20 protein-coding genes are annotated in these 21,547 nt (G+C 61.9%); 13 read left to right on the forward strand and 7 right to left on the reverse strand.

The genetic code is table 11. The features are described from left to right. Positions 1–20: 20 nt before the first annotated feature. Entirely contained in the window at positions 21–902 is an 882-nt protein-coding gene (locus AD89_RS0106960) for a bifunctional methylenetetrahydrofolate dehydrogenase/methenyltetrahydrofolate cyclohydrolase (RefSeq protein WP_025777881.1), read from the reverse strand. After that, positions 902–2,176 carry a serine hydroxymethyltransferase gene (gene glyA, locus AD89_RS0106965; protein ID WP_025777882.1) on the reverse strand — a complete coding sequence of 425 codons (1,275 nt, stop codon included), beginning with the start codon at positions 2,174–2,176 and terminating at the stop codon, positions 902–904. The genes AD89_RS0106960 and glyA overlap by 1 nt, the downstream gene beginning before the upstream one ends. A gap of 168 nt (positions 2,177–2,344) precedes the next feature. Between glyA and purU the strand changes: the two genes are divergently transcribed. After that, positions 2,345–3,196, forward strand: a complete 852-nt coding sequence (gene purU / locus AD89_RS0106970; protein ID WP_025777883.1) for a formyltetrahydrofolate deformylase — start codon at positions 2,345–2,347, stop codon at positions 3,194–3,196. Positions 3,197–3,381: 185 nt separating this feature from the next. Here purU and AD89_RS0106975 read toward each other — a convergent pair whose 3' ends face one another. Genes AD89_RS0106975 through AD89_RS0106985 form a run of 3 tightly spaced genes read right to left on the reverse strand, consistent with a single transcriptional unit; the run spans position 3,382 to position 6,347 of the window. Next, a complete protein-coding gene (locus AD89_RS0106975) occupies positions 3,382–4,275 on the reverse strand; it encodes an AAA family ATPase (protein WP_025777884.1) in 894 nt (297 codons plus the stop codon). Then, positions 4,262–5,707: a Mu transposase C-terminal domain-containing protein gene (locus AD89_RS0106980; RefSeq protein WP_051505134.1), complete on the reverse strand. Its 1,446-nt coding sequence runs from the start codon at positions 5,705–5,707 to the stop codon at positions 4,262–4,264. The genes AD89_RS0106975 and AD89_RS0106980 overlap by 14 nt, the downstream gene beginning before the upstream one ends. A 19-nt stretch (positions 5,708–5,726) precedes the next feature. Continuing rightward, positions 5,727–6,347 carry a recombinase family protein gene (locus tag AD89_RS0106985; protein WP_025777886.1) on the reverse strand — a complete coding sequence of 207 codons (621 nt, stop codon included), beginning with the start codon at positions 6,345–6,347 and terminating at the stop codon, positions 5,727–5,729. Positions 6,348–6,540: 193 nt separating this feature from the next. Between AD89_RS0106985 and AD89_RS0106990 the strand changes: the two genes are divergently transcribed. From AD89_RS0106990 to AD89_RS0107005, 4 genes are all read left to right on the forward strand, one after another. After that, a complete protein-coding gene (locus tag AD89_RS0106990; protein WP_035320181.1) occupies positions 6,541–7,497 on the forward strand; it encodes an arsenic resistance protein in 957 nt (318 codons plus the stop codon). A gap of 151 nt (positions 7,498–7,648) precedes the next feature. After that, the gene (locus tag AD89_RS0106995; RefSeq protein WP_025777888.1) at positions 7,649–8,602 is read left to right on the forward strand and encodes a cytochrome c oxidase assembly protein; all 954 of its coding nucleotides are present in this window, start codon (positions 7,649–7,651) and stop codon (positions 8,600–8,602) included. Positions 8,603–9,008: 406 nt separating this feature from the next. After that, positions 9,009–9,605, forward strand: a complete 597-nt coding sequence (locus AD89_RS0107000) for a copper resistance CopC family protein (protein ID WP_025777889.1) — start codon at positions 9,009–9,011, stop codon at positions 9,603–9,605. A gap of 67 nt (positions 9,606–9,672) precedes the next feature. Further along, positions 9,673–11,622 (forward strand): cytochrome c oxidase assembly protein, encoded by a 1,950-nt coding sequence (locus AD89_RS0107005; RefSeq protein ID WP_025777890.1) that lies wholly within the window; start codon positions 9,673–9,675, stop codon positions 11,620–11,622. A 150-nt stretch (positions 11,623–11,772) separates the two neighbouring features. On the opposite strand, the gene AD89_RS0107010 is transcribed toward AD89_RS0107005, so the two are convergent. Beyond that, positions 11,773–12,543: a cytochrome c biogenesis protein CcdA gene (locus tag AD89_RS0107010; RefSeq protein WP_035320190.1), complete on the reverse strand. Its 771-nt coding sequence runs from the start codon at positions 12,541–12,543 to the stop codon at positions 11,773–11,775. 5 nt (positions 12,544–12,548) lie between these two features. Continuing rightward, on the reverse strand, positions 12,549–13,100 hold the full coding sequence (locus tag AD89_RS0107015) for a TlpA family protein disulfide reductase (protein ID WP_051505136.1): 552 nt from the start codon (positions 13,098–13,100) through the stop codon (positions 12,549–12,551). Between the two features lie 224 nt (positions 13,101–13,324). Between AD89_RS0107015 and cmtR the strand changes: the two genes are divergently transcribed. From cmtR to AD89_RS0107055, 8 genes are all read left to right on the forward strand, one after another. Beyond that, entirely contained in the window at positions 13,325–13,702 is a 378-nt protein-coding gene (gene cmtR, locus AD89_RS19615; protein ID WP_081770369.1) for a Cd(II)/Pb(II)-sensing metalloregulatory transcriptional regulator CmtR, read from the forward strand. After that, positions 13,699–15,696, forward strand: coding sequence for a heavy metal translocating P-type ATPase (locus tag AD89_RS0107025; RefSeq protein ID WP_025777894.1), 1,998 nt, complete (start codon positions 13,699–13,701; stop codon positions 15,694–15,696). The genes cmtR and AD89_RS0107025 overlap by 4 nt, the downstream gene beginning before the upstream one ends. 26 nt (positions 15,697–15,722) lie before the next feature. Continuing rightward, positions 15,723–16,343 carry a DsbA family protein gene (locus AD89_RS0107030; protein WP_081770370.1) on the forward strand — a complete coding sequence of 207 codons (621 nt, stop codon included), beginning with the start codon at positions 15,723–15,725 and terminating at the stop codon, positions 16,341–16,343. Next, positions 16,324–16,950, forward strand: coding sequence for a vitamin K epoxide reductase family protein (locus AD89_RS0107035; protein ID WP_025777896.1), 627 nt, complete (start codon positions 16,324–16,326; stop codon positions 16,948–16,950). Before AD89_RS0107030 ends, AD89_RS0107035 begins: the two co-directional genes overlap by 20 nt. 123 nt (positions 16,951–17,073) lie before the next feature. Continuing rightward, positions 17,074–18,696 carry a phenylacetate--CoA ligase family protein gene (locus AD89_RS0107040; protein ID WP_025777897.1) on the forward strand — a complete coding sequence of 541 codons (1,623 nt, stop codon included), beginning with the start codon at positions 17,074–17,076 and terminating at the stop codon, positions 18,694–18,696. Then, on the forward strand, positions 18,683–19,105 hold the full coding sequence (locus AD89_RS0107045) for a hypothetical protein (RefSeq protein WP_025777898.1): 423 nt from the start codon (positions 18,683–18,685) through the stop codon (positions 19,103–19,105). The genes AD89_RS0107040 and AD89_RS0107045 overlap by 14 nt, the downstream gene beginning before the upstream one ends. A gap of 11 nt (positions 19,106–19,116) precedes the next feature. After that, complete coding sequence (locus AD89_RS0107050; protein ID WP_025777899.1) at positions 19,117–20,268, forward strand: hypothetical protein; 1,152 nt, start codon at positions 19,117–19,119, stop codon at positions 20,266–20,268. Next, positions 20,265–21,422, forward strand: coding sequence for a hypothetical protein (locus AD89_RS0107055; protein ID WP_025777900.1), 1,158 nt, complete (start codon positions 20,265–20,267; stop codon positions 21,420–21,422). The genes AD89_RS0107050 and AD89_RS0107055 overlap by 4 nt, the downstream gene beginning before the upstream one ends. The last annotated feature ends 125 nt before the right edge of the window (positions 21,423–21,547 follow it).

Below are 21,547 nucleotides of genomic sequence, written 5' to 3' on the forward strand. Positions count from 1 at the left end.
CCGTCAGGTAGTAATTGGGGTCAGGTGGTTGAGCGTTGGGCAGTGTCGACGACGTTCTTGAGCAGCAGGGCTCGAGTCATCGGTCCGACGCCTCCCGGGTTCGGTGAGACCCAGGACGCCACCTCAGCGACCGCCGGGTCCACGTCTCCGACAATCGTCGACTTCCCCGTCTCCGGGTCCGTCTCCCGTGAGACTCCCACGTCGAGGACGATCGCGCCGGGCTTGACCGCCTCCGCCTTCACGATGCGAGCCGCACCGGCGGCCGCGACGATGACATCGGCCTGAGCCAGCAGCTCGTCGAGGTTGCGGGTGCCGGTGTGCGTCAGCGTCACCGTCGCATTGTGCTCACGTCGGGTCAGCAGCGACCCGATCGAACGGCCGACGGTGACCCCGCGGCCGATGACGACGACGTGCTTGCCGGCCAGTTCGATGCCGTTGCGGGTGATCAGCTCGATCACCCCGCGCGGAGTGCACGGCAGCGGGGTCGTGATCTCCGAGTTGACGTTGAGCATGAGACGCCCGAGGTTCGTCGGATGCAGCCCGTCGGCGTCCTTGGCCGGGTCGATCGCCTCGAGGATCGTGTCCGTGTCGATATGGTCCGGCAGCGGCAGCTGCACGATGTAGCCGGTGCACTCGTCATCGTTGTTGAGTTCATCGATGACGGCCAACAGCTCATCCTGGCTCACCGACTCCGGAAGGTCACGGCGGATCGACTGGATCCCGACCTCGGCACAGTCACGGTGCTTGCCCGCGACGTACCACTTCGAACCGGGGTCCTCCCCCACCAGGACGGTGCCGAGGCCCGGGACGATCCCGGACTCGGCCAGGGCCGCCACCGTCTCGGTGAGTTCGGCCTTGATCTGCTTCGCACAGGCTCTGCCGTCGAGGATCTGCGCGCTCATCAGTACTGCTCCAGACCTTCGTAGAGCGGGAAATCGTCACTGAGCTTCTTCACGCGAGCAGCCAGCGCTTCGACGTCGGCGCCGGGCTTGAGCGCTTCGGCGATGACGTCGGCGACCTCGGTGAACTCCGTGTCCCCGAATCCGCGGGTGGCCAGTGCCGGAGTGCCGATGCGCAGTCCGGAGGTGACCATCGGCGGGCGCGGGTCGAACGGCACCGCGTTGCGGTTGACGGTGATGCCGACCGCGTGGAGAAGATCCTCGGCCTGCTGTCCGTCGAGGGCCGAGTTGCGCAGGTCGACGAGCACGAGGTGGACATCGGTGCCGCCGGTGAGCACGGTGGCCCCGGCTTCGGCGACATCGGAGGCCAGCAGACGTTCAGCCAGGATCTGTGCACCGCGGACGGTACGTTCCTGACGTTCCTTGAACTCGGCGGAAGCGGCGAGCTTGAAGGCCACGGCCTTCGCCGCGACGACGTGCATGAGCGGTCCGCCCTGCTGGCCCGGGAAAACAGCGGAGTTGAGCTTCTTCGCGTACTCCTCCTTGCCGAGGATGAAACCGGAGCGAGGTCCGCCGATCGTCTTGTGCACCGTCGAGGACACGACATCGGCGAACGGCACGGGGTTCGGGTGCAGACCGGCGGCGACGAGCCCGGCGAAGTGGGCCATATCGACCCACAGCTTCGCATCGACTTCGTCGGCGATGTCGCGGAAGGCCTGGAAGTCCAGCTGACGAGGATAGGCCGACCAGCCGGCGACGATGACGTCGGGGCGGTGTTCGAGAGCCTTCTCGCGCACCTTGTCCATATCGATGCGGTAGGTGTCGGGGTCGACCTCGTAGGAGGCGACGTCGTAGAGGCGCCCGGAGAAGTTGATCTTCATCCCGTGGGTGAGGTGTCCGCCGTGGGCCAGGGACAGGCCGAGCATCTTGTCACCCTGACGAGCCAGGGCGTGCATGACTGCAGCGTTGGCCGAGGCACCGGAGTGGGGCTGGACGTTCGCGTAGTCGGCTCCGAAGAGGCTCTTGGCGCGGTCGATGGCGAGGTTCTCTGCCACGTCGACGTATTCGCAGCCGCCGTAGTAGCGCTTGCCGGGATAGCCCTCGGCGTACTTGTTCGTCAGCACCGACCCCTGTGCTTCCAGCACGGCGCGGGGGACGAAATTCTCCGAGGCGATCATCTCAAGCGTCGACCGCTGGCGGCCCAGCTCGAGGTCGAGGACTTCGGCGATCTGCGGGTCGATGTCGGCAAGCGAGGCCTGCATCGAGTTTTCGGTCATGAGTACTCTCCTGTGGCATCCGATGATGGGAGCGAAGCAACGCGCACACTGCGGCCGTCACCCGGCACCATGCTAACAGCGACCCCGCCTGCTTCCGGGGCTGCGACCGCCATCCGGATGTCGATGCCGGATGGGTGGAATCCGCATCCACCGATTAGGATCGAGACCATGAGCTGCGAATGGATCCTGAGAGTCACCTGCCCCGATTCGACCGGAATCGTCCATGCCGTGACCGGAGTGCTCGCAGGCCTCGGCGGCAACATCACCGAATCGCAGCAGTTCTCCTCCCCCGATTCGCGTCAGTTCTTCCTGCGCGTCCAATTCTCGACGCCCGCGCAGACCTCGGCTCAGACCGTGGAAGACGGCCTCGCCGAGGTGGCTCCCCGGTTCGCGATGACCGTGAGTCTGCAGCCGGTGGAGAAGAGGACCCGCACACTGATCATGGTGTCCAAGGCCGCGCACTGCCTCAACACTCTGCTGTTCCGGCATTCGGCCGGTCAGCTGCCCATCGACATCGTCGGCGTCGCCGGCAACCATGACGACCTGCGTCCGCTCGCAGAGTTCCACGGCCACGACTTCCACCATATTCCGATCACCCGGGACACGAAGGCCGACGCCGAGGCGAGGCTCTCGGCTCTCGTCGACGACCTCGATGTCGAGCTCATCGTCTTGGCCCGGTACATGCAGATCCTCTCCCCCGACCTCTGCGACCGCCTCGAGGGTCGGGTCATCAACATCCACCATTCGTTCCTGCCCAGCTTCAAGGGCGCGAAACCCTACCATCAGGCCCATGCCCGGGGTGTGAAGATCATCGGGGCGACCGCCCACTACGTCACGAGCGACCTCGACGAGGGTCCGATCATCGAACAGGATGTGGCCCGCGTCGATCACAATCAGGCGATCGCCGATTTCGTCCGGCACGGTCAGGACGTCGAAGCGGCCGTGCTCGCCCGGGCCGTTGCCTGGCATGCGGAGGGTCGGGTGCTCATGGACGGCCACCGCACCGTCGTCTTCGACTGAACCATCACCTCGCCGAGGCGGCGCGACCCTGACCGGGCCTGTCTCGGTGATGGTCGGCGTTCGCCCCGTCGTTTGATGCGGTTCTGACACATCTGCGGGCTTTCCGTGTGCCCGGACCCGAGGCTGGGTTAGCCTCGGACTATGAGTGTGAGTCGCAGCGGTAAATGGCACGTTTCTCACGGCGTTTAGTGGCCGATGAGGAGAGCCTGCCGCGCGGCCTCGACAACCTCGGGTGTCAACTCGTTCAGATTGTTCACAGTCTGCACGCGCTCGATCTGGGTGAGTAAACGGTCGACAAGGCGGAAGTTGCCTGCGGTGATCCGGACGATAGTCGCGATCGCGGTTGCGTGGGCGACGCCACCATCGGTTGCATCGCCTTCAGCAGGAAGTCGTCTGGCCAAGACTGCGGTGAGTTCATCCGCGCTCAGCTGACGATACTCGTGGGCGAAGCCGATACGGCTGTAGAGCTGCGGATAGCGGGCGAGGCGTTTCTCGATGCCCGGCATGCCAATGAGGATGACGCCCATGTGGTGATGGTCGAAGTAGTCACGGACTTGTTCAAAGCCGGTGGCCTTGAGACGATCGGCTTCGTCAATGATCAGCAGCTCGGTGCGTCCACTGGAGCGGGACTCGGTATGAACGTAGGGGTCGACTATGCCGTGCTCGGCGAAGTCGACGGCGAAGGAAATGCGTTGGCATGCTCGGGGCAGGCTCTGGTCTATTTGTTTCGGGGTGGCCATGACCGTGGGGGTGAAGAACGCGGTGCGGGCCTCAAGAACGCGTTCCGGCACAGGGCCGAGGGTGTCGGTGAAAAGGGATTCCCATTGTTCCCAGTCATCGACACCGGAGTAGTGCCGGGCGGAAAGTGTCTTGCCGACCCCAGGTGGTCCCCAGCACAGGCCGATATAGCGATGGTCGGCGAACTCTGCGAAGCGGCGATGCTCATGAGTTGTCTGGAACGGTGGCAAGTCCGGCCGTGGCGGAGCGCTGGAGTTGATCTCCCCGAAATCGCCGAAAAGGAATCGGCTTCCATCATCGTCTTTGCTGAGGAGACTGTGTTTTGGGTCAGTCGGTGGCATAGAGACGCAATCCGTGTCGTGGTGGGGCTTCGTCGACGTCAACTGGTTCCGCTTCGGGTGGTTCAGGCGGGGGGACATAACGGATATCGGTGGGTAGCGCGTCGGCGAGGCTGCGGCGGTGGCGTAACTGTCGCTTGAGGTCACGGCGACGTTGCGACCGGGCAGCCTGCAGCTCTCGTAGCGAGACGGACTCGGCGGCGAGTTCGGGAGCGATCGCGCGGCAGAGGTAGTCATCGTTGAAATAGACGCGGATCTCGCCGACGTCGCGCGGGTCGAACCGGACGGTGACCTGTTCACCGACGTAGGCGGCCAGTACCGGGGAGACATACCGGGTGGAGGCGAACTGGATCCCGTCGCGTTGAACCTTCCTTGTAGTCGCCGCAGTCAGCAGAAGTAGGTCCAAATCCTCCGGTCGCGCCGGGGCGCGCGGGATGAAGCCGGAGGATGCCCAGCGGTGGACGGGCGCGTGGTGGGTTTCCGAATGGGGGCGCTGGTTGTATTCGGTGACGATGAATCTTTCCAGGATCGCGTCGAGTTGCTCAAGACTGAACGCCGGGTCCGTGAGGGGTTCTCCGTTCGTTCCGTGCGGGATATACCCGGGTAGGTGCGGCAAAAGCTCGGTGGTGATGGAGCCATAGAACCGCTCGATCTTTCCTCGCCCCTGCGGAACGCCGATGCGTGAGTGGATGAGCTGGATCTGTGTGTCCAAGCAAACCCGTTCGAGGCGGACAGAGGTGAAGTCCGAGCCGTGATCGGAATAGAGCACATCTGGCAGACCGCAGACCGGCCAGGCAGGATTCGTCTTCTGATTGACCGCTTGGTGTAGTGCCAGCGCTGTCTGTTCGGCTGATGGGGCACCCAGGAAGAGGGTGTAGCCGGTTACGGCGCGGGAGTAATCATCAAGTAGCACCGTCAACCACGGCCGAACCGGCTCGCCAGCTTGGTCGAGTACCACAACGTCCAAGAGCGTGTGATCGGCCTGCCATTGCTCATTCGGGCTCGTTGCGGAGCGGCGGAAAACCAACTCGAACTGGTCCCGGTAGGCGGCATCGCCGTGCTGGGCGAGTGTGCGCAGGCCCGGGTCGATGGCACCAATGATCGCTCGCACACTGGAATAGCTCGGCGCAGTCAGTCCCCGATTGGCAGCGATGCCGCTGACTCGGCGATGAACGAACGCGACTGTGGGCTCGGGGCGGCGAAGCGCCAGAGCTTCGATCATCTCCACAATCTCGGGCAGTATTCGCCTCGTACCGTTGTCAGCTCGCCGGAGGCGTTGCAGGCCATTGGACGTTGGGATAGCGCGATACTTCGCGGCCCAGCGTGACAATGTTCGCACTGGCACGCCTGATTCGGCCGCGATCCGTGTCCAGGGGACACCGTCATCGTGCTGGCGCAGCAGAGCGAGCCTCTCCTCTGGGGTCCTCTGCGCCATGACGGTCACCAGTCCTGGATCAGGTCTCGGGATCGGCGGCAGTCTTCGGCGCGACTGTCACCGCTTCGGGAGGCCGCGGTGGTAGGTGGCGATACAGGCTGGTACGGGTGATCCCGGTTTTGGCCACGATATCGGCGATGGTGTGTCCGGTCGTGCGCAGGTGCTCGGCGTAGGCCAGTTTGTCCGGATCCACCACTGATGGCCGTCCGATGCGTCGGCCCTTCGCGGTCGCTACCGCTCGAGCGTGGGCGGCACGCTCCAGGGTGTATGTGCGTTCCATTTGTCCGAACAACGCCAGTAGCACGACCGATAGCTGCGCCATCGGATCATCCGGGTTCGACGAGTCCACTCTGATCGGGTCGGCGAGGTTGCGCACACCGATGTTGCGTTCGGAGAGGTCATGGATCAGGTTCAGAGTATCGCGCACCGTTCGCCCGAGCCGATCGAGAGTGTGGACGACGATGACGTCACCGTCGCGGGCATATTCCATGACTGCACGCAGTCCGGGGCGGTCGACCGTGGACCCGGACTTTTTGTCCACATAGATCCGTTCGGCCGCGATTCCGGTCTGGGTCAGAGCATCGATCTGTCGATCCAAGTCTTGTTTGACCGTCGAAACCCGCGCGTATCCCAATTCCATGCGCCCAGCGTACCAATATTCGTGTCTGTACGGAATGGATGGGACGTTGATTTGGGCCTTACTTATGGGACGGAAAATCAGGCCCTGGCCCGATCGATGAGGTAGCTCGTCCTCGGTGTCCCACTACCAAGGAACTGGAACGTCGCGATGAAAGCGCAGCCAACGCCAGAGAATTAGACTTGGCACGATGAGCATGAAAGGTATCGTCGAGACGATGGAACGCCGACAGATCGGTTTGTATCTGCTGGCGATTGTTGCCGGTGGTGTGTTCGGTTGGCTGGTTCCCTCCACGTCCGAGACGCTGGAACACTGGATCAACCCGGTCCTTGGATTGCTTCTCTATGCGACGTTTTTGGGAATTCCTTTCGCCGCGATTGGGCGAGCCGTGCGCGACTTACGGTTCATAGGAGCGACGGTCACCTTAAACTTCGTTTTCGTTCCACTCATCGTCTTCGGCCTTTCACGCTTCATCGCGGGCGACCAAGCACTCCTTGTGGGAGTACTCCTAGTGTTACTGACTCCCTGCATCGACTACGTGATTGTATTCTCCAGCCTGGCGGGGGCATCGAGCGATCGCCTGCTCGCAACAGCCCCGATCTTGATGTTGGCCCAGATGGTGACGCTCCCGGCCTACCTACTGATCTTCATCGGACCCGAGGTTATCTCAGCCATCGACCCGAAACCGTTCGTTGAAGCGCTGGTTGTTCTGATCATTATTCCACTTGTCATGGCAGCCATGACACAGAAGCTGGCCGCAAAGAGCAGGGTCGGCAGGGCTGCTATGGCCACAACGGAGAGTTTAATGGTGCCCCTGATGATGAGTACCCTCGCCATCGTTGTCGGATCCCAAATCGTCGGCGTGGGAGAAGAGATCGCCTCCCTATGGGCCGTCGTACCGATCTACGTAGCATTCTTAATCGTCATGGTCCCGGTAGGCCTAGCCACCTCAAAGATCTTCAGGCTTGATACCGGAAGTACGCGGGCGGCTGTTTTCAGCGGTGCCACCCGCAACTCACTGGTCGTGCTGCCGCTGGCATTAGCGCTACCGGAGCCGTTCACTTTGGTGGCCCTCGTGGTGGTCACTCAGACACTAGTAGAGCTTGTCGGAATGGTTGTCTACGTCAAAGTGATTCCGCGTATCGTCAAATAGCACACACCAACGACCCCCTTTAGCGTCGACCAAGAGCCTTGACGAGTGCCCGACTGTCAGTCAGCAGATCTTGTTCTCGGCTGCGTCGGATCGGCGCGTAGTCTTTGATTAGAAGCGCGTCCATGCCTAAGACGCCGAGGAAGGACATACAATGGCAGACTTCACCTGGATTCCCACCAAAGCCCCCTCGATTGAGACCTTCCTTGGCTTCGAGCTACAACCAATCCCGGTCATCCCCGTCCTCGCCGGGATTCTCGCCCTGTTCTACATCATCGGATGGATCCGACTCGCAATCCAGGGACGCCGCTGGCCAGTCTGGCGCGGAGTGTTATTCCTCCTCGGTTGCCTGCTGCTAGCTGCAGTCATGGGGCTGGCCATCGAAGGATACGGGCAAGTCATGTTCTCAGCCTTCATGTTCCAACAGATGACGCTCATGATGGCGGTACCACCACTTCTACTCCTTGGTGCTCCAGGGACCCTTCTTCTACGTTCGTCACCGCGGAATCTACCCGGGCGAATCGTTCTCAAACTCGCAATCTTCGGTCTACGCTCATGGGTAGGCAAGGTCGTTGTCCACCCACTGTTCTCGATTCCTCTATTCCTCGTCCTCTTCTATGGCCTCTACCTCTCAAATGCTGCGAATTTCGTGCTGAGCTCAGGCATTGGTGGCCATATCGGCCTTGAACTCGTCTTCCTCTTCACTGGAATCATCTTCAATGCGACGCTCATTCCGGCAGACCCGCTTCCTGTGCCCGAGTCTCACGTTGTACGGATTTTTCATTCTTTCCTCGAAGCCGGCCTTCACGCGTTCTTCGGTGTCATTGTCATGATGGCAACCCTGCCTTTAGTCGACCGATTCACCCAGATGCCAGCAAGCTGGGGCATCGACGTGATGGAAGACCAGAAGCTTGCGGGCGGTATTGCTTGGGCCTACGGCGAGGGGCCAGCGGTGGCAATTCTCCTCGTCGTACTCATTACTTGGTTCCGTCAGGAGTCGAAGAACAATGCAGTCCGTGATCGCGAAGTCGCACTTCACGGAGACAAAGACCTTGATGCCTACAACGAATACCTCAGGGCACTAAACCGCGGTGAGATCACGATCTGAACACCCAAACGCACTCCCATAATGAGTAAAACTTGGTACAGCTCAGTTCTATTTCCCAGTCAACGCATTCCTGCATCCTTCGCACAGTCAGCATGCACTGTATAGTCAGTGAATGCTGACTATAGCCCTTTGTGTCGCTGTAAAGAACCGACCGGTCTCCTGCCACGCCGTAGTGTCTGACCTCGGTCTCACGCGGGTGAACGTGGCGAACTAGTGAATCTGTGGCCCTGGTCGGTGGTGGCTCATGCCTTTCTTGCCGCTGTTCGACAGTACGGACACAACGTGACACTCCTGGCCACCCACAGAGGCGATCGAAAGCCGTGCACTGGCACCTAAGAGGAGTAGTCACGGATGGCCCCAGACCCAGCACTGGTACTCTAATCCCGTTGTCTACAGGAGGTAGAAATTGGCGCTCACAGTGATCCCGCGACCCACGAACCGGATGTTAACCGTTCTCGCACTGGTGTTGGTAGCTTTCCTGCTGCCTGTCGCACCAGCCTCGGCACACGAAGCCGTGACCGGGACAAACCCCGAAAATGGGCAGAAACTCAGTACCGCCCCCGAGGCCATCGAAATTTCGTTTAGTGATACACCACTGTCGATGGGGTCGAAGATCCAAATCACCGACTCTTCAGGCACGAACTGGGCCAAAGGAGATGTCGAAATCGATGGCGACGCCGCTGTTCAGCCCATCAAGTCCGGGGCGCCTGCCGGAGAATACACAGTGACCTGGCGAGTGGTCTCGTCCGATTCTCACCCGATCGACGGCACATTCTCCTTCACCGCGACGAACGGTGCCAGCACCTCCTCGGCCCCTACCCCCAAACAGACAAAGAACGACTCCTCGGCCCCAGAACCCTCACAAACGGAAACCGCGCAGACTGCTGACGAAGAGGACCTGAAGTTCCCCGCGAGTTTCATCGTCGTTTGGATCCTTCTCTTTGTCGCGGCCGTGCTCGTTATCGTCACGCTCGCCTTGCAACAGAAGCATAAAAGGCAATGAAACATGAACCAGCACTTTGAGCCGCGAGGCCACACTGATGAATAGTGCGACTCCCGGTCGTCGGGCCATGAGCGGACGCTGGCAATCCATAGTGTGGCTTCTGGCTACTCTGGCTGTTGCCGTCGCTGCTGTCATAGCAAGCGCGGCCTTCTCCGGTGCAGCAGCAGAACGTGAGGCGTTGGACCCCGGGGCATTCGTGCGTTGGGCGCTACCAATCGCCTTGACCGTGCATCATCTGGTGTTGGGGGTGGTCGTTGGCTGCCTGATCTTCGCGGCAACACTCGTTCCGCACAAAGACACTGACACGGCAGAAAAGCATTCAACTCCCCATCCGGTATTCACTCGCGTCCGAAGCGTTGCCGTCACCGCATCGTTCGTGTGGCTGGGTTCAGTGGTGGTGGTGACGGTGCTGACCTATGCCAATCTCGTCGGCCAGCCAGTATCGGGTAGCTCGGCCTTCCTAAGTCAGCTGACCTACTTCCTCACTGACCTCATCGTCGGCCAAGCCTGGGGTGCAATCACCGTCATTGCCTTCCTCGTGTGCAACTTAGCCTTCTTCTTTCGCTCCACAACCGGCCTAGCATGCACAGCCCTGCTCGCGCTGACTGCCATCGTCCCCATTTCACTCATCGGTCATGCTGCAGGCAGCGACGACCATTACGCCGGTGTCGGTGCACTGGCTGTGCACTGGCTCGGAGTCCTTGTCTGGGTGGGTGGCGTGGCAGCACTTGCCGTGACCATCCCCGTGCTGGCCTCAACGAGTACCACGCTCGTGACAAAATCGGTGATCGCCCGCTTCTCTGCACTGGCCGGCGTGGCGTTCTTCCTCGTCCTTAGCTCCGGTGTGATCAACGCTGCCCTCCGCCTCGACGCCTGGGACGGGCTGCTGAGCCGCTACGGTCAGCTGATCCTCATCAAGTTCTCGGCAACCCTGCTGCTCGGAGCCATCGGATTCGCCCATCGCCAATGGGCCATGACCCAAGTCCGAAGCAGATCCGGCACACTACTTGCCTGGCGATTGGTCATTGCCGAAGTCCTTATCATGGGCGCAGTCATCGGCGTCACCGCGGCACTGGGACGAACAGCCCCTCCTGTCCCGCTTGAACTCGAGCCAGCGATCACCCCCGCCGAAGTCCTCACCGACTATCCCATGCCACCGGCCCTGACCTGGTACCGGTGGCTCAGCGAATGGCGGTGGGACTGGCTCTGGTTAGCGTTCATCCTCACTGCTGCCGCCGTCTATCTCCTCGGAGTGCGCAAGGCTCGCATGACTGGAGACAAATGGCCACGGAAACGCACCGTCAGCTGGTTCACCGGCATTGTCCTGCTTGTTTATGTCACGTGTGGTGCCCCGACGATCTACGGCATGGTCCTCATCAGCGCCCACACCGTCATGCTCCTGGCCATCGCAGTCCTCATTCCACTTCTCCTGGCGATCGGAGCACCCCTGGACTTGTTGCGCCTGAGCGTGCCCCGGCGTACCGACGGCAGCCGAGGACCGCGGGAATGGATCGAGGCAAGCAACCCGACAGTCAGCACCGTGGTCAGGGATCCGCTGCTCAGCGGTACAGTCTTAATCCTTTCGTTCGCATTGTTTTACTACACTCCGTTGTTGCGACTGGCATTAGATTTCTGGATCGCCCACCAAGTAACCAATCTGTACTTCCTGATCATCGGATTCTGGTTCATGACCACGGTCATCTGCACTCAATCGAAGTCGCGAACTCGTCGCCGGCAGATCCTTACCATTGCTGGAGTCGCAGGTATCTTCCTGCTCTGGGCCAATATGCTCGCATTCGGTGTGAGTCCCGTTCTCGAAGTGGACTGGTTCGCCGGCCTGGCCCGCACATGGGGGCCGGCAATCGCCGTCGATCAGCAGAATGCAGGCACGGCAGTTCTCCTGATCGGGGTTGCGCCTCTGGCAGTAGTGCTCGCCACGTTCATTTCGTACAAATCCCGCTCAACTTCCACCGGTGCTACAGACACCAGCCGGTCCTTACCTGATGCCTCCCGCTGATCAAATGAAGCGGTTTACCATGACGAAACGCAACTACTCCTGCGAAGAACAAACGTCGTAGTCGTTGCCGCACACGGCACCGCACTTGACGCGGCCGATCGTCGAGTGAGACCCTTCAGCCAGGTTCAGATGTGTCTGTGACTGGTAGTCTCAGACCACGGTGGAAAAGCCGCCAATGAGACCCTGCAGTCCGTTGACCCATTGAGTCCATACTCCAGTGATCAGCAGTATTCCGATTCCGATGAGAACGGCCCCTCCGGCACGGGTAATTGCTGCATGGTGATCTTTGACCCACCTCATGCGACCGCCGCCTCTGATGAGCAGCAAAGAGACAAGCAGGAAGGGAATGCCAAGACCCAGGCAATAACTGAGGGTCAATATGGTTCCGCGAAGCAAGGCACCGGATCCTGTCGGCCCGAAACTGGTCGTCAACGCAAGCACTGCCGCTAATGTCGGCCCCATGCACGGGGCCCAACTGAACGCGAACGTTCCGCCGAGAAGCGGTGCTCCCCACAATCCCGCCTGAGGGCGACTCTTGATACGCCACTCCCGCTGGAGAAGACTCAACCCTCCCATGAAAATGATCCCCGCCACGATGACGATCGCACCCATGATGCGATTGATCACGTCCGCCCAGGCGCTGAGAAGTATTCCCGTGAGAGAAAAGACGAGTCCAATTGAGACGAAGACAGCCGAAAAGCCGAGCATGAACAAGAACACACCAATAACCACGCGGAATGTCTTCTGATCTTCGAGTGACTTCCCAGCAAGTCCCGTGACATAGCCAAGATAGCCAGGCACCAGCGGTAACACGCAGGGCGACAGGAACGAGATGATCCCGGCGACCACAGCAATCGGGATTGCCAACAGCATCGGGCCCGAGCTTGCTATCTGTGAGAACTGTTCACCGATTGTTGCCATGGCAATCACGCGTCTGTGGCAAGTACGTCAGTGATGAGGCCATCAAGAGTCGAGCGATCGACGATCCCGACGACACGAGCAGCAGGACGACCCTTGGAATCGAGAACCACCGTCGAAGGCACAGCCTGAGGTGGAAGAAGACCGCTCAACGCCGCTACCGCCTGACCTTCCTTATCGAGCATGGAGGGGTAAGTGATGCCGAATTGTCGAGCAAATGCGTTGGCCGCGGCAGCTTCATCTCGGACATTGATGCCCAGGAAGTGCACTCCCTCCTTGCGGAAGGATTCGTAGCTTTCTTGAAGGTCTGGTGCCTCTTCTCGACATGGTGGGCACGCTGCGTACCATAAGTTCAATATCACTGGGCTGCCCTGCCATTCTTGCAAGTCGAAGGCATCCCCGTTTGTCGTGTTTCCAGCCAGCTGCACGGGTGTTGAGCGCTTCGATTCGGGGATCTGGGTGATGACTCCCGTGCCTGACACATACCCCTGATCATTTGATCCGGAAGTGTCCTCGGCACTTTTGTTGGCGGGTGCGCATCCGGTGATCGCTGCCAGCATGACCGCTAGCACAGCGCTCCCATAAGCCAGACGGGAGAAGGCATGGATTCGGGATCGCTGTGCATACGCGTCTCGCACTGGGGCCTCCTTGAGGTAACAGTTATTCGACGTTATTCTACGGTATGTAGAAACATGGTTCCCGCTACTTCCACCGTCATTCACATGGGCAAGATCGACGGCAATAACCTCCGCGGAAAGGTCAGCAATTAATGTATAGTCATTGTATGCTGACTATAGCTTCTCGTGTAAATGTGATGAACCGATTGGGACGGGCCATGGCAGATGGGACACGGTCACGGATTCTGCTGTCCCTGCTGGATCGGCCTGGCTATCCCGCGCAATTGGCACGTGATCTGGGGCTGTCGCGGACGAACGTGTCGAATCATCTGGCCTGCCTGCGCGGTTGCGGGATCGTCATTGCTGAACCAGAGGGTCGACAGACCCGGTATGAGATTGCAGATCCCCATCTTGCTGCCGCGCTGATGGCGCTGGTTGATGTGACGCTCGCCGTCGACGAACATGAACCCTGCATTGATCCAGCATGCTCCGTCCCCGGGTGCTGCACGCCCCATGACGAGCCCGTAGCGAAGGCCCTGCAGTGAGCCGCGAATGCTGCGGACCCGACGACGCACCCCCAGGCCCAGTCGACGCCGACGAGGTCGCTGAGCACGAGGAGGTGCCACCGTGGTGGCGCGATCGCTCCCTGGCGCTGCCGGTCGCCTCCGGGCTTCTGTGGGCCACTGGCCTGATTCTGCAATGGATCGGTCTGGAGATTCCGGCACTGGTCGTGTTCGCACTTGGCTTAGCAGCCGGCGCGTGGACATTCGTGCCCGGCACGCTGAAGCGTTTGTTCACAGCCACCGGTCGCGGGCGCTTGGGTGTGGGGCTGTTGATGACGATTGCCGCGATCGGTGCTGTCGCGCTCGGCCACATCGGAGAGGCAGCAGCGTTGGCGTTTTTGTTCTCTGTTGCCGAGGCGCTGGAAGACCGGGCAATGGACCGGGCACAGCAGGGGCTGCGTGCCTTGCTCTCACTCATCCCCGACACTGCCCGCATCTCCCGATTGACTGGCGAACAGACGATCCCGGCCGCAGACGTCCGTGAGCTCGACGTTTTGCTTGTCGGTGCTGGGGAGCGAGTCGCCACTGATGGGATTGTGACCTCTGGCCGATCGTGGGTGGATACCTCGGCTATCACGGGAGAATCGATCCCGATCGAGGTCGCCCCTGGAGACAAAATCCTGGCCGGGTCAGTCAATGGCACGGGCACTCTCAGCATCGAGGCCAGTGCCGACGGGCGTGATAACTCGTTGACGAAGATCGTGCATCTGGTCGAGCAGGCACACGCAAACAAAGGTGAGCGTGCCCGCATGGCTGATCGTATCGCTCGGCCCTTGGTGCCGCTCGTGCTGATTGCCGCCGTACTGATCGCCGCATTTGGGTTCGTCGTCGGCGACCCGGGTACCTGGATCGAACGCGCTCTCGTGGTTCTCGTGGCAGCATCACCGTGTGCGTTGGCGATTGCGGTGCCGGTCACGGTGATCTCCGCGATCGGGTCGGCGAGCAAGTTGGGTGTCGTCATCAAGTCTGGTGCCGCGTTCGAAGAGCTTGGCACCATTCGCCGGGTCGCGTTCGACAAGACCGGCACTCTCACTCGCAACGAACCTCGTGTCGTGGCCACCCACACCAGTAACGACCACACGGAGGCAGAAGTTCTCGATCTCGCCGCAGCACTGGAAGCGACGAGTACCCACCCGTTGGCTGAGGCCATCAGCGCCGCCACACCAACCCGCCTGGAGGCCGTTGAGGTCCAAGAACTTCCTGGACACGGTCTCTCTGGAACAGTGGAAGGCCGTAGGGTGCGCGTCGGCAGCCCTCGGTGGATCACCCCTCACGGATTGACCACACAGGCTGCCGAGCTAGCCGATGAGGGCATGAGCATTATCGTCGTCGAAGTCGATGATCAGATCGGTGGAATCATCGGTATCAGAGATGAGTTGCGCCCTGAGGCGACTGAGGCGATTGCGGCTCTGCATGAACAGGGTATCTCGACAGTGATGCTCACCGGTGATAACGCCCGTACTGCCGAGGCGATAGCTACTCAGGCCGGCATCGATGAGATCCATGCCGAGCAATTACCTGAGCACAAGGCCGAGCGTATCCGCGCTTCCACCGCTCAGGTACCGACGGTGATGATCGGGGACGGCATCAACGACGCCCCCGCCTTGGCCTCGGCGACCGTTGGCATCGCAATGGGTGTGAGCGGATCTGCAGCTGCAGTGGAATCAGCCGATGTCGCATTCACCGGCACCGACCTGCGGTTGATCCCCGATGCCCTGGCACATGCCAAGAAGGGCCGAGCGATCATGACTGCCAATGTCGTCTTGGCTTTAGCAATCATTGTGGTCCTCTTTCCGTTGGCCCTGTTCGGTGTTCTCGGCCTCGCGGCCGTCGTGCTGGTGCATGAGGTTGCGGAGGTGGTCGTGATCCTCAACGGCGTCAGGACCGCCCGCCCGAAACGCCGTATCTACCCATCCGATGTCAGGGACGGAAGCACTCCGTCCTCGACTGCCCCAGTGAAAGCGAGCGACCGTTGAGCCGCAGCGTGAAAATCTCCCTAGCAATGATCGGCGTCGCCGCTCTCGTCCTCGTCGGCTTGCTGGTGTTCAATAACGACAGCAACGATCCAGAACCGGAAACTGCTCCCACCAGTGCAGACACTTCCGACTTGCTGGTCCGCGACGATAGCCCCCGCCTGTCTAAGGGTGGCGAAGCAGTGTTCGTGGAATTCCTAGATTTCGAGTGCGAAGGTTGCCTGTCGCTTTATCCGGTCATCGAGGATCTGCGAAAGGAATACGGGGACCGTGTCACTTTCGTCGTGCGGCACATGCCCTTGCACAACAACTCTGTCAATGCTGCCCTGGCCGCCGAGGCGGCCGCCGAGCAGGGCGAGTTCGAGGCCATGTATCAACGCTTGTTCGAAACGGTAGACGAATGGGGCCACCAAGAGACATCGCAACGCGAAAAGTTCTCCGGCTACGCTAAGGAACTCGGCCTGAACATGGAGCAGTTCACCGCAGCCTATGATGATCCGGCTACACTCGAGCGCGTTGAGCAGGGTCAGAAGGACGGGCAGGCCCTCGGGGTCACCGGCACTCCAACGTTCTTCCTCGACGGTGAGAAGCTCCAACCCGAAAGCGTCACTGACCTGGAGGAGGCCTTCGATGCTGCCCTCGAAGACTGAGACTGGCAACAACAGGGAGACACAAGAAACCGCGTTTAAGTCGTCTCGTGGCCTGGGAGCATTGTTCGTCGTCGGCGGGCTCATCGGGTTGATAGCGGCTGTGGTCTTGCTGGTGGAGAAGATGACACTAGCAGCCAATCCGGATTACATCCCCAGCTGCAACGTCAACCCGATCCTTTCCTGCGGGTCGGTAATGGGGACTCCGCAAGCCGCCGCTTTTGGTGTCCCGAACCCGATCATCGGCGTCGCAGGTTTCGCCATCGTCGCAGCTATCGGCACAGGTCTTCTCGCTGGAGGGCGATACACAGCCTGGTATTGGGGCACCATTCAGATCGGTGTAACGTTCGCGGTGGTATTCGTGCATTGGTTGATTTATCAGAGTCTGTACGTCATCGGGGCACTGTGTCCTTACTGCATGGCAGTGTGGGCAGTGACGATCCCCATCTTTTGGTACGCCACTACCCGAAACCTCAGATCCTTGAGCAAGGGACAAAAGTGGATCACTCTGGTCAATGAATACCGGGGAGCGATCCTGACTGGCTGGTTCCTCCTCATCATCGTTCTGATCGCCAACCGCTTCTGGGACTACTGGACCACTCTCGTTTGACCCTCAACGCATCGAGGCGTCACCGCACTAGGTAGTCTCGATACGCAGCGGAGGGACTTGGCCAACAGAGCTGCCATTTTGGTCTGTAAAAGGACCGCCATCTACCTCTGCAACTCACAGACTATGAGAGAGACCAACCTCACACCGGAAGTCGAACTACGTCGTCTGCCGATCCCCCGCGGACCGGTCAACCTGGCCCGACAGGCCGTGCTGCGCATGGCGAACGTCGGGCTCACCGCCGCCTACGGCGCCTACCGGGCACACCCCGCGATCTGGCGTTTCACCGCCCGCCATTACAACCCGCGGCTCGAACCCTTCGCGAAGCTCAATGCATGGATGATCTGCCAGCAGGCCTCCCTCGATGTGCCGGCATACCAGGACTATCTTGCGCGTTCCGGTTTCGAGTTCCGGTGGTGGGACCTCGAGGCCTACACGCCGACGTCGAAGGACGAGTTCGTTCGCCGCTACAGCGAGGAACATCGCTGCTGGGACGGTCGGATCGACCGTGTCGGCACTGTCGTCGACGAATCCTCGGGCTCCTCGGGCACCCCATTCAACTGGATGCGGTCGAAGAAGGAGCTCGACACCGTCCATAAGAACGTCGCCGGCTACGTCACGATGCTCTTCGACCACACGGACCTGTTCTGCATCAACGCCTTCTCGATGGGTGCCTGGGCGACGGGGACGAACACGGGGCTGGCCATGGCCAAGGTGGCGATGGTGAAGAACACCGGCCCGGATCTCGAGAAGATCCTCGACACGATGCAGCATTTCGGACCGAACCATTCCTACCTCATCAGCGCCTATCCCCCGTTCCTCAAGCATCTCGTCGACCGGATGGACTCCGAGCCCGAGAGATGGGCCAACTTTCGGCTCAATGGGTTCGTCGGCGGAGAAGCGATGACGGAAGGTCTGCGCGACTACCTCGAGGCGCGTTTCGAGCGGGTCTATTCCGGGTACGGCGCCAGCGACCTGACGATCGGGATGGCCGGCGAATCCGACCTCTCGGTCGTCATCCGTCGGGCCTTGGCCCACGATCTCGACTTCCGTGCCGATGTGCTCGGCCCCGACGAGTCTCGCGTGCCGATGGTCTTCCAGTACAACCCGTTGGAGACCTATTTGGAGACCACCGACGACGGTGAACTGGTCGCCACGATCAACTCGGCGGCAGTGATGAGTCCACGGCTGCGCTACAACATCGGAGACGAGGCCACGCTCATCGACTTCCCGACCATGGTCGAGCTCACCCGTCGCCATCCGGATCTGGCGCGGGCGTGTTCGGCGGCGTTCGCCGGCAATGGGATGAAGCTGCCGTTCGTGCTGCTGTTCGGACGCGCGGATTCGACGATCTCGTATATGGGCGCCAACATCTACCCCCTCGACATCGAGAACGGGCTCTACCGAGACAATCCCCGGGCCCACCTCATCGAGTCCTTCCGCATCGAACTGCGTGAGATCGCCGGGCACGAACAGCGCCCCGCCCTGCACATCCAGCTGCGGGAAGAGTCCCCGTTCATGGACGGGGCTGCGCGGCAGGACCTGGCTGGGACGATCCGGGCCGGGGTGCTCGGACACCTGGCGTCGGTGTCGAGAGACTTCGCGCAGAGCCTGGAGGAGGACCCGACGACCGCGGAGATCCACGTCGAGATCCACGATCACGCCACAGGCCCGTTCGAAACGGCGAACACGAAGATCAAGAATGTCTATGTCCAACGAACGCAGGAGGGTGACGATGCGATCGAATGATTTCTCCCAGGCTCCCCCACAGGCCCGCGCCGAGGCGTTCTTCCTCGGCGCGAACCGCTACCGCAATCCGCTGGCGATGATGGGCCAGCTGCGGAGGTGGCCGCGGGTGGCCAAGGGGCTGAAGGCCTCAGCCGGCTACCTGTGGCATCGCAGCTACTTCGAGTTTCCCGACCGGATCGGACTGATGGTCGCCTTCGCCACCCGTGACGACCTCCTCGCCTATGCACGCACCCCCGAGCATCGGGAGATCATGAAATGGCTGATCGGCAGCGGCAAGGACTCCCCGGCCCGAGGCGGCTTCATCCGGATCCTCACGGCCGATGAGTGGGGATACACGAATGGTGAGTTCCGAGCCGAGGACGGCCGGTTGGGCATGATCGACGATTTCACGAAACTCAGTTCCGAATGAGACCGCGGCGGGTGCGTTCCCGGGCCGATCTCGCCGAGTTCATCGACCTGGCTCCTCGCCTGGCGCGGGCGCGAGGCGATGAGGACCACTATGTTCCTCTCTTCGCCGCCGATATCCGCGATTGGTTCGCCGGTCGCGGGTGGTTCGACGAACCCGTCGAGCTCTGGCTGTTCGACACCGATCGGGCAGAAGCGGCGGCCCGCGTCATGTGCCACCGGTCGGCAGCATTGGCCGCCGAACTGGGTTCTGCTGACGCAACCGCTGCGCCTCTGTTCTTCGGCGCCGTCGAAGTCGCCGACGAGGAGGCGCTGGACGTGCTGATCGCGTTCCTCGTCGAGCGAGCCGAACAGGTGGGAGCATCACGGATCTTCGGTCCCGTCTCTCCCCTGCCGAACGTCACCGGCGGTCTGCTCACCGACGGCGTCCGCCATCCCGGCTTCTTCGACTCAGCGTGGAATCCCGCCTTCTGCTGGCCGGCATTCGCCGCGGCCGGGTTCGAGACCTGGGGGCCGGCACATACGTGGGAGGTGCCCGTCGGTTCCATTCCCGCAGCCCGTGCGACTGCCGTCACCGCTGACGAATGGCGTCGCCTGAGGCTGCGTCGCCGCCCTGTCTCCCGTCTCGGTCTGCGCCGTTTCGCCGACCGGCTGCTGCCGAGCCTCAACGCCGCCTTCTCCGAACTGCCCTATTACACGTCCATCACACCCGCTCAGCTGCGCTCGCAGATGCAGGGCCTGTCCGCCCTGATGGATCCCGATCTCATCATCGACATCACCGGTGCCGACGATCCTGCCGACGCCCCGCCTCGCTGCTTCGCTCTCGTCATTCCCGACCCGGTGCCGATCCTGCGTCGCCACGGCGGCCGCCTCGGTGTGCGCACCGTCTGCGACCTGCTCCGGCACCGTCGCACGATGAGCGACGCGGTGCTCATCATCCAGGGCACCGACCCTCGCTATCAGGGGTCGGGTCTGCTCAGCCTGGCAATCCGCGAACTCAACTGTGCACTGGTCGCCAAGGGATATCGACGGCTGCGGGTCACGTTCATCGCCGAGGACAATCCCGCCTCGGCGGCGGTCTTCGCCCGTTCCGGGGGCAGGCAGCTGCACCGGCTCGTGTTCGTCGACCGCACCCTGCCTCCGTCCCCGCCCGAGGAGCACCGTTGACACTGACCACTGCCCTCGTCGAGTCGCTCTTCACTGTCGCCGCCTCCGCCCCATCCGCCCACAACACCCAGCCCTGGGTTCCTGAGATCACGAGCTGCACGCCGACGGTCGCCGAGGTGCGGGTCGGGGCCGACCCCGCCCGCGTGCTGCCCCACGGGGACCCGCGCAGTGAGGATCTCCACCTGAGCCTGGGCTGCTGGGTGGAGGCGCTGACGATCGCCGCCGCCGAGGTGGGGCTGCGCACCGAATCGGTCACCGTCCGAGGGCGCGGGCCCACCGTGGACATCCGGGTGCGCTTGGCCACCGGGGAATCCATCGCGGACCCCGCCGAGAAGGATCCCGCGTCGGCGGACGGCAGTGTGTGGCCCGCGTTCGAGACCGCGGACCTGCACCATCGTCAGGTCGACCGAGGCCCCTTGGTCCGGGCCGAGGCCCGATTCGCCGAGGCGGCCGCGATCTGTCGCAGCGCCATGGCCGACACAGCGGTCGACCTGGTGGAGGTCCCCGACCGCGCCTGGCGGGCATGGCTGCGTCGTGCCGCACTGCATTCCTTCGGTGACCGACCGGTGTTCGCCGAGACCCTGCGGTGGCTGCGCTTCGACCCCGCCGACCCGCGCTACCACCGGGACGGACTCACCGCCGAGTGTCTGCGCATCCCGGCGGCAGGTGCTCGAGCCGCTGTCTTCCTCGATCGCCCCTGGCTGCGCTCCTGGATCGTCGGCCTGACATCGGTGGGGCTCAGACCATTCGCACTCGCGGACTCCGCGATGAGGTCGTTCGCGAACTCGGATCGGGGATCACGACGGTCGACCCTGCGCCGTTCATTGCGTGCGGGACTTCGGCGGACCTCTGCGGCAAAGCCCACCTCGTCGGCTCGTCACGACCGACGTCATCCCCATCATCTGGTCCTGTCCGTCCCCGATCGACCGACGCTGTCGGCCGCGGACGAGGTGGGGGTCGGACGGATCCTGCTGCGGATCTGGCTGACACTCGACCGGCACGGGCTGCGCGTCGATGTCCACTCCGAAGTCAAGGACAGTCCGACCGTCCGACGCGAATTGGCGACCTTCCTCCGCGGTCGGCCGATCGCGGCCTTCTCGGCGGGGGCCTCCACCACGCCGGTTCCCCGAGCACCCCGTCTGCCGACTGTCTGACGCTGGCGTCTGTCGAGCCCTGCCGTCGGAGGCAGGTCGAGGTGTATCTTCACACCAGGTAGGCGCACAGGGAATTCACACCTCCGGCCTCTTGTGCTGTAGGGTCGGCTCGGCCTAAAAAAGGA

It is taken from the genome of Brevibacterium sp. VCM10 (assembly GCF_000583215.1).
In the GTDB taxonomy this organism is placed as follows: domain Bacteria; phylum Actinomycetota; class Actinomycetes; order Actinomycetales; family Brevibacteriaceae; genus Brevibacterium; species Brevibacterium linens.

Excerpts from the sequence above, each read along its gene's own strand:
- AD89_RS0106960 (WP_025777881.1), bottom strand. The coding sequence starts at position 902 with ATGAGCGCGCAGATCCTCGACGGCAGAGCCTGTGCGAAGCAGATCAAG.
- glyA (WP_025777882.1), bottom strand. The coding sequence starts at position 2,176 with ATGACCGAAAACTCGATGCAGGCCTCGCTTGCCGACATCGACCCGCAG.
- purU (WP_025777883.1), top strand. The coding sequence starts at position 2,345 with ATGAGCTGCGAATGGATCCTGAGAGTCACCTGCCCCGATTCGACCGGA.
- AD89_RS0106975 (WP_025777884.1), bottom strand. The coding sequence starts at position 4,275 with ATGCCACCGACTGACCCAAAACACAGTCTCCTCAGCAAAGACGATGAT.
- AD89_RS0106980 (WP_051505134.1), bottom strand. The coding sequence starts at position 5,707 with ATGGCGCAGAGGACCCCAGAGGAGAGGCTCGCTCTGCTGCGCCAGCAC.
- AD89_RS0106985 (WP_025777886.1), bottom strand. The coding sequence starts at position 6,347 with ATGGAATTGGGATACGCGCGGGTTTCGACGGTCAAACAAGACTTGGAT.
- AD89_RS0106990 (WP_035320181.1), top strand. The coding sequence starts at position 6,541 with ATGAAAGGTATCGTCGAGACGATGGAACGCCGACAGATCGGTTTGTAT.
- AD89_RS0106995 (WP_025777888.1), top strand. The coding sequence starts at position 7,649 with ATGGCAGACTTCACCTGGATTCCCACCAAAGCCCCCTCGATTGAGACC.
- AD89_RS0107005 (WP_025777890.1), top strand. The coding sequence starts at position 9,673 with ATGAGCGGACGCTGGCAATCCATAGTGTGGCTTCTGGCTACTCTGGCT.
- AD89_RS0107010 (WP_035320190.1), bottom strand. The coding sequence starts at position 12,543 with ATGGCAACAATCGGTGAACAGTTCTCACAGATAGCAAGCTCGGGCCCG.
- AD89_RS0107015 (WP_051505136.1), bottom strand. The coding sequence starts at position 13,100 with ATGCTGGCAGCGATCACCGGATGCGCACCCGCCAACAAAAGTGCCGAG.
- cmtR (WP_081770369.1), top strand. The coding sequence starts at position 13,325 with ATGCTGACTATAGCTTCTCGTGTAAATGTGATGAACCGATTGGGACGG.
- AD89_RS0107030 (WP_081770370.1), top strand. The coding sequence starts at position 15,723 with ATGATCGGCGTCGCCGCTCTCGTCCTCGTCGGCTTGCTGGTGTTCAAT.
- AD89_RS0107035 (WP_025777896.1), top strand. The coding sequence starts at position 16,324 with ATGCTGCCCTCGAAGACTGAGACTGGCAACAACAGGGAGACACAAGAA.
- AD89_RS0107040 (WP_025777897.1), top strand. The coding sequence starts at position 17,074 with ATGAGAGAGACCAACCTCACACCGGAAGTCGAACTACGTCGTCTGCCG.
- AD89_RS0107045 (WP_025777898.1), top strand. The coding sequence starts at position 18,683 with ATGCGATCGAATGATTTCTCCCAGGCTCCCCCACAGGCCCGCGCCGAG.